Here is a 656-nt window from a genome sequence, read left to right as displayed (position 1 = left end):
AAGAAGTTGTCGTGCCGTCCGACCCGCGCCAGCCCGAGCAGCTCGGCCCAGAGCTGCGCCAGCGCGGTCTCGATCTCGCCCTGCGGTGGCTCATAGGCGCGCCGCGCATAGGCCTCGTCGTCCGGCGCCGGCAGCGCGTTCCGATCGACCTTGCCGTTCACCGTCAGCGGCAGCGCCGCCAGCCGCACGAACGCACTCGGCACCATGTAGTCCGGCAGCCGCGCACCTAAGTGTGCGCGCAAGGTGCCGGCAAGGTCGGCTCCATCCTGCCCGTTCGAAGCTGCTTCGGGCGCACACACCACATAGCCGACAAGGTGCTTGTCGCCGCGGCCATCCTCGCGCGCCACCACCACCGCATCACCCACCGCCGGATGCTCGAGGAGCCGCGCCGCGATCTCGCCCGGCTCGATCCGGAAGCCGCGGATCTTCACCTGCTCGTCATTGCGCCCCAAAAACTCCAGATTGCCGTCCGGCAGGTAGCGTGCCAGGTCGCCGGTCCGGTACAGCCGGTCGCCGTCCACAAAGGGGCTGGCGATGAACCGCTCCGCCGTCAGCGCGGGCCGGTTCAGATAGCCGCGCGCCACCCCCGCCCCGCCGATGCAGAGCTCCCCCACCGCCCCGAACGGCACCGGCGCCCCATGACCGTCCAGCAGATA

General features: G+C 70.6%; 1 pseudogene. It reads right to left on the bottom strand.

The features are described from left to right. Positions 1-656 (bottom strand): annotated as a pseudogene (locus tag AAFX91_RS42260) (non-ribosomal peptide synthetase); the annotation flags it as partial.

The sequence above is a fragment of the Bradyrhizobium sp. 31Argb genome, assembly GCF_043638955.1.
GTDB lineage: Bacteria > Pseudomonadota > Alphaproteobacteria > Rhizobiales > Xanthobacteraceae > Bradyrhizobium.
Note: the sequence above shows the minus strand (reverse complement) of the source record. Positions and strands in the feature narration are given on the sequence as shown.